Source organism: Roseiarcus sp. (assembly GCF_052145395.1).
GTDB lineage: Bacteria > Pseudomonadota > Alphaproteobacteria > Rhizobiales > Beijerinckiaceae > Roseiarcus.
Map to the genome: position 1 here is coordinate 1 of NZ_JBKQOT010000208.1, position 5,514 is coordinate 5,514.

The 5,514-nt window shown below is 65.0% G+C and carries 6 protein-coding genes and 1 pseudogene; 2 read left to right on the plus strand and 5 right to left on the minus strand.

Features of this window, described 5'->3' with window-relative positions; translation table 11 throughout:
* On the plus strand, positions 1–271 hold a 271-nt coding region (locus ACLP25_RS07085), incomplete at its 5' end, for a hypothetical protein (RefSeq protein ID WP_442468511.1).
* A gap of 151 nt (positions 272–422) precedes the next feature.
* On the opposite strand, the pseudogene ACLP25_RS07090 reads toward ACLP25_RS07085, so the two are convergent.
* The 5 genes and pseudogenes from ACLP25_RS07090 to ACLP25_RS07110 all read right to left on the minus strand — a co-directional run bounded on the left by ACLP25_RS07090 (position 423) and on the right by ACLP25_RS07110 (position 3,031).
* Positions 423–1,345, minus strand: a pseudogene (locus tag ACLP25_RS07090) (alpha/beta fold hydrolase).
* Positions 1,346–1,519: 174 nt separating this feature from the next.
* On the minus strand, positions 1,520–1,678 hold the full coding sequence (locus ACLP25_RS07095) for a hypothetical protein (RefSeq protein ID WP_442468512.1): 159 nt from the start codon (positions 1,676–1,678) through the stop codon (positions 1,520–1,522).
* A complete protein-coding gene (locus ACLP25_RS07100) occupies positions 1,675–2,046 on the minus strand; it encodes a hypothetical protein (protein ID WP_442468513.1) in 372 nt (123 codons plus the stop codon). The genes ACLP25_RS07095 and ACLP25_RS07100 overlap by 4 nt, the downstream gene beginning before the upstream one ends.
* Positions 2,003–2,509, minus strand: coding sequence for an NAD(P)-binding protein (locus ACLP25_RS07105; RefSeq protein ID WP_442468514.1), 507 nt, complete (start codon positions 2,507–2,509; stop codon positions 2,003–2,005). Before ACLP25_RS07105 ends, ACLP25_RS07100 begins: the two co-directional genes overlap by 44 nt.
* Before the next feature lie 288 nt (positions 2,510–2,797).
* Complete coding sequence (locus ACLP25_RS07110; protein ID WP_442468515.1) at positions 2,798–3,031, minus strand: NAD(P)-binding protein; 234 nt, start codon at positions 3,029–3,031, stop codon at positions 2,798–2,800.
* A 259-nt stretch (positions 3,032–3,290) separates the two neighbouring features.
* Between ACLP25_RS07110 and ACLP25_RS07115 the strand changes: the two genes are divergently transcribed.
* On the plus strand, positions 3,291–4,919 hold the full coding sequence (locus ACLP25_RS07115) for a CTP synthase (protein ID WP_442468516.1): 1,629 nt from the start codon (positions 3,291–3,293) through the stop codon (positions 4,917–4,919).
* Positions 4,920–5,514 lie beyond the last annotated feature (595 nt).

Consider the following 5,514-nt stretch of genomic DNA (forward strand, 5'->3'; position numbering starts at 1 on the left):
GGCGGTGCTGATCAACCGGTCGCACACGTTTACCGATCTCATCCTGACGGTCGACCCTTTTGAGGACAGGATGTTCGGCGCCATCGATGGCAACCGAACGCTCGGCGAGATTCTGCAAATTGCATCCCATGAGCGCGGTTTCGAGCGCCGAGCCCTGAGCTTCTTCGAGCGCCTTTGGCAATACGACCAAATCGTCTTCGACGCATCGAGCAGCCGTACTCTTTCGCCGAATACAAATATGGGACTGGGGATCGGGTCGCTGTCCCGCTGAGCCAACCGGGACGTCCATCGGCGACCTCCTATCTCCTCTTTACGGCCGAATGTGACTTTGAAGCCCTGGACGGCCTCGCCGATATGCGAGCGTCGCGGCCGGGCGTCTGTCTGCCCGGCGATAGGATCCGGGCCGACTTGCCTGAGGGCCGTCAGCGGCGCGGGCTCACTCCGTCGAACCAGGCGATGAGATCGCGCGTCACCTCGTCGCGGTTCGTCTCGTTCAGCGTCTCATGCCGCGCGCCCGGGTAGATCCGGGTCGTCAGCCGGGAGAAGCCCGCCGACTTCATCGCGTCGATCAGGCTCTCGATGTTGGCGCCGACCGGATCCTTCTCTCCGGAAAAGACATAGATCGGCAGGTCCTTGCGGATCGGCGCGAGACTGGCCGGATCCGCGAGGGCCGCCAGCGCGTCGAGGAGGTCGATGGTGAGCTGGGTCGAGAACGGGAAACCGCAAAGCGGGTCGGCGACATAGCGGTCGACCTCGGCGGGGTCGCGCGACAGCCAGTCGAACGCGGTGCGGGCCGGCTTGAAGGACTTGTTGAAGTCGCCGAACATCATCTGGTTCAAAAGCGCGCTTTTTCCCCGCGGTCCGAGCCGCAGGCGCTCGACGCGCGCAATCAGCCGGCCGAGCGCCGCGATCGGCGGCGGCTTGCCGCTCGAGCCGGAGAAGATCGCGCCGGCGAGGGCGTCCGAATGGTCGGCGACGAAGCGCCGGCCGAGGAACGAGCCCATCGAGTGGCCGAAGAGCACGATCGGGACGCCGGTTCATCGGCGGCGATCAGCCGGTTGAAGGTCCGCAGGTCGCCGAGGCATTTCGCCCAGCCGTCCCGGTCGGCGAAGTGGCCGAGGTCGGCCGCCGCCGCCGCGGCGGGCCCGTGGCCGCGATGGTCCGAGGCGTAGGCGGCGAAGCCGGCGGCGTTCAGCGCCGTCGCGAGCCTCGCGTAACGGGCGCTGTGCTCGGCGAGGCCGTGAGCGATCTGGACGGCCGCGCGCGGCGAAGCGTCGGGCGCCCAGCGCCGGCCGAGGAGACGGACGCCGTCTTCGGCCTGAAAGAAGAACTCGCTCCCCGGCATCCCCGTCCTCCCCAATGACCTTTCCGATCAGAAACGGCAAGTTTCTGCGCATCCGGCGCGGGCGCCAAGGCCCCTTGGGCGCGGGTTACGAGGCGAGTCGACGGAAAAGCCGTCGTGGCCGATCGCGACGACCGTCGTCACAATCGTAGCGACAGCCGCGTTTCTCGGCGCCTTCTACGACATCATGATCGACGAGCGCGCCAACGCGATGGCGGCGGAGTTTGTTCGCGGCAAGATCCGCGCGATCGTGCGCGACCCGGAGACGGCGTTACGCGCGAAGCCGCCGATCCGCCAGCGCTCCTCGAACCGGGCGTCGCACTCGTCTGGGCTCACCGCAAGCGCCGACGCCATATTCGGCGGCAACTCGCTTCCGAAGCCCACACGCATGCGGCGATTACGCGCTCGCGAAAGCCTCGATAGTCGGACTTGATGCGCGCCTCATAGGCTGGGTCCAGGGGGCCGTTGTGCGCTGGCACAGCATAGGCGGCCGTGCGCTGGAAGACGGTGAGTTCGCGCGCCTGCCGCGCGATCAGGGGTATGACCTGAACCCCGGAGGAGCCGGTGCCGATCACGCCGACACGTTGGCCGCTGAAATCCACGGGCTGATGAGGCCAGTCTGCGGTATGGAACGTTGGACCGGCAAAGGTTTCGAGGCCATCAAAGGCCGGCGTGTTGGGCGTTGAAAGCGGCCCGCTGGCCATCACCAGGTATCTTGCCGACCAGCGCTCGCCAGTCTGCGCCGCCGCCTGCCAGCATGCGCTCGCCTCGTCCCAAGTCGCCTCGGTCAGCCGCGTGTCGAGACGGATGTCGTTGCGCAGGGCAAAGCGGTCGGCCACGTGATTCGGCCACGTGATTGGCGTAACGCAGCAACTCTGGCTGCGACGCGTAGCGCTCGGTCCAACGCCACTGCTGCTGCAGCGCCTCATCGAAGCTGTACGAGTATTCCAGGCTTTGGATGTCAAAATGGGCGCCGGGGTAGCGGTTGTGATACCAAGTGCCGCCGACGCTCGACGCGGCGTCAATGGCAAGCGCCCTCAGGCCCATGCCGCGGGCCTTGATCAGCATGTACATCCCGGAGAAACCGGCGCCGACGATCAGAAGGTCCAGCGGATCGTCGTTGGAGGCGTCGCCGTGCGCCTGTCCCTGCCGACTGGCTGTCGCCATAGTCCCCTCCCACGTCTGTAGCCGGATCAGTCCGGACCCGTTTTCGCTCTTTGCGCGTTGTAGGCGTATACCCGGTCGTCATTCTGGTAAATCCACGACCTTGACAATTGAGGCTCCAAACGACTGCGATTTGCATCACGCGGCGGCTGGCGCAACGCCGCTCGGCTTGTGCGTGGGTGGACCTTCAGGAGGCAAATGGTTCGGACCGTTCGCGCCGCTATGGTCTGCTTTGGGTCGGATCGACCCGCTCGACGGACGATGCGGTCCGTCCCCAAGCGCGCGCTTTTCTCAGGACAGTCCTTCCACACTGCGGATCAGATCCCCAGGCTCAGACTGGCTCGAGTAGTCCCAGTCGTATTGCGATTTCCAAAGCTGGCTGAGTGCGGCGGGAACGTGAATTTCTGACGCGCTATCGGGGCCGCCCGCCTCGATCAGGACGACTTCGGCGCCCGGATTCTCGGACAGGCGAGCCGCCAGGACGCAGCCGGCACATCCCGCCCCGACCACGACATCGTCGGCCATGCTTCCTCCTTGTGCCTGTTGTTACCAATCACATCTCAGGCCCGAGAGCTGTGACGGGCGTCACAGGTCACGCGCGATGGGCGTGTGAGTAGGCCGTCGGCTACTTGCGCCCGAAGGTCGCCTACTGTGTCCATTTCGAACGACCGCTTCCGCGCCCAGACCCGAAATTAAGGCCGGGAATCCCCAAAGCGCTGGCGTCTTTCTCCGCGACAACTTTCGTCTCGCCGAATCGAACGCGATCGGCTAAGGGTCAAATCCCATGGCGCGGTATATCTTCATCACCGGCGGCGTGGTTTCCTCGCTCGGCAAGGGTTTGGCCTCAGCGGCCTTAGGGGCGCTATTGCAGGCGCGCGGCTATACGGTCCGCCTGCGCAAGCTCGACCCCTACCTCAACGTCGATCCGGGAACGATGAGCCCGACCCAGCACGGCGAGGTGTTCGTCACCGACGACGGGGCGGAGACGGACCTCGACCTCGGCCATTACGAGCGCTTCACCGGCCGAAACGCCAACCGCCAGGACAACATCACCACGGGGCGCATCTACCAGGAGCTGATCGCCCGCGAGCGGCACGGCGACTTCCTCGGCGCGACGGTGCAGGTGATCCCGCACGTCACCAACGCGATCAAGGACTTCATCCTCGAAGGCAACGAAGCGGTCGACTTCGTCTTGGTCGAGATCGGCGGCACGGTCGGCGACATCGAGGGCCTGCCGTTCTTCGAGGCGATCCGCCAGCTCGGCAACGATCTTCCACGCGGCCACGTGGTCTATATCCACCTGACCCTGCTGCCCTGGATCCCCACGGCGGGCGAGCTGAAGACGAAGCCGACCCAGCACTCGGTCAAGGAGCTGCGCTCGATCGGCATCCAGCCGCACATTCTGCTCTGCCGCTCGGACCGCGAGATCCCGCGCGAGGAGCGGCGCAAGCTTGCGCTCTTCTGCAACGTGCGCGAGAGCGCGGTGGTCGAGGCGCGCGACGCCCGCTCGATCTACGACGTCCCGGCGCTCTATCATGCCGCCGGGCTGGACAGGGAAGTGCTCGCCGCCTTCGGCATCGAGCCCGCTCCGAAGCCGGACATGCGCCGCTGGGACGCGGTGTCGGAGGCCTATCACAATCCCGAGGGCGAACTGACGATCGCGGTCGTCGGCAAGTACACCGGCCTCAAGGACGCCTACAAGTCGCTCATCGAGGCGCTGACCCACGGCGGCATGGCCAACAAGGTCCGGGTCAAGCTCGACTGGATCGAGAGCGAGATTTTCGAGACCGCCGACCCCGCCCCGCGTCTCGAGGGCGTGAACGGCATTCTGGTGCCGGGCGGGTTCGGCTCGCGCGGCGCCGAGGGCAAGATTCTGGCCGCCCGCTTCGCCCGCGAGCGCAAGGTGCCCTACCTCGGCATCTGCTTCGGCATGCAAATGGCGGTGATCGAGGCCTGCCGGTCGCTCGCGGGCCTCAAGGAGGCCAACTCGACCGAATTCGGGCCGACATCCGAGCCGGTCGTGGGCCTGATGACCGAATGGCTGCACGGCAACGAACTCGAGCAGCGCAGGGCGGAAGGCGACCTTGGCGGCACGATGCGGCTCGGCGCCTATGCGGCCCTCTTGAAGGCCGGATCGCGAATCGCCGAAATCTACGGGCGGCCCGAGATCTCCGAGCGCCACCGCCACCGCTACGAGGTCAACACCGCCTATCTCTCCCGCCTCGAGGAGAAGGGGATGGCGTTCGCCGGCATGTCGCCGGACGGGCTGTTGCCCGAGACGATCGAGTTCACCGACCATCCCTGGTTCATCGGCGTGCAGTATCACCCGGAGCTGAAGTCGCGTCCGTTCGAGCCGCATCCCCTGTTTGCGAGCTTCATCGCCGCGGCCAAGGCGCAGAGCCGGCTGGTGTGAGCCCGTTGCGGGCCGAACGCCCGATGGGCTATGGATCGCTCTCACGCGGGAAGGATGGCCGAGTGGTTTAAGGCAGCGGTCTTGAAATGTGTTTTCGGCCGTCCCGCGTTGTCACGGCTAGTCCCGCAGGATGTTGAAGTGACGAGACATTTTGCCGTTGCGGTTCCCTTTCTGTCCCGACAGTCCGGCCGCGTACCCGCGTGTTGGTGACCATTTGGTGACCAAAAACCGCTGTCAAAACGCCGTTCAACCGTCCGCCGTCGTTGGCGTACGGAGCCTCGATGACGCCGACGTGGTTTATAGCTTATTAGCAGCATCTCCAAAAATAAAGTCGCCAGCCGTCCCATCGGTGAGAGTAAAGGTGCCTCCTCCACTCATCCCGCCGTAGTCCCGAGTAGCAATCACTATGCCCTTGCGCCCATCATTGCACAACACCGGAACTGAAAAAGTTGGCAATTAATGACCTAAGCTGTAGGTTCCAGCGCAAGACAGCGCGCCGCTGGAAACATTGAAATAGCCTACGCCTTTGGAAACTGAAACTGTGATAGTACCGCGCATTATTCCCTGTGGTACGCCTTTACTAACCACAGCCACC

What these genes read in the sequence shown, in the direction of transcription:
- ACLP25_RS07105 (WP_442468514.1), bottom strand. Translation starts at nt 2,509, where the DNA reads ATGGCGACAGCCAGTCGGCAGGGACAGGCGCACGGCGACGCCTCCAAC.
- ACLP25_RS07100 (WP_442468513.1), bottom strand. Translation starts at nt 2,046, where the DNA reads ATGGCCAGCGGGCCGCTTTCAACGCCCAACACGCCGGCCTTTGATGGC.
- ACLP25_RS07115 (WP_442468516.1), top strand. Translation starts at nt 3,291, where the DNA reads ATGGCGCGGTATATCTTCATCACCGGCGGCGTGGTTTCCTCGCTCGGC.
- ACLP25_RS07110 (WP_442468515.1), bottom strand. Translation starts at nt 3,031, where the DNA reads ATGGCCGACGATGTCGTGGTCGGGGCGGGATGTGCCGGCTGCGTCCTG.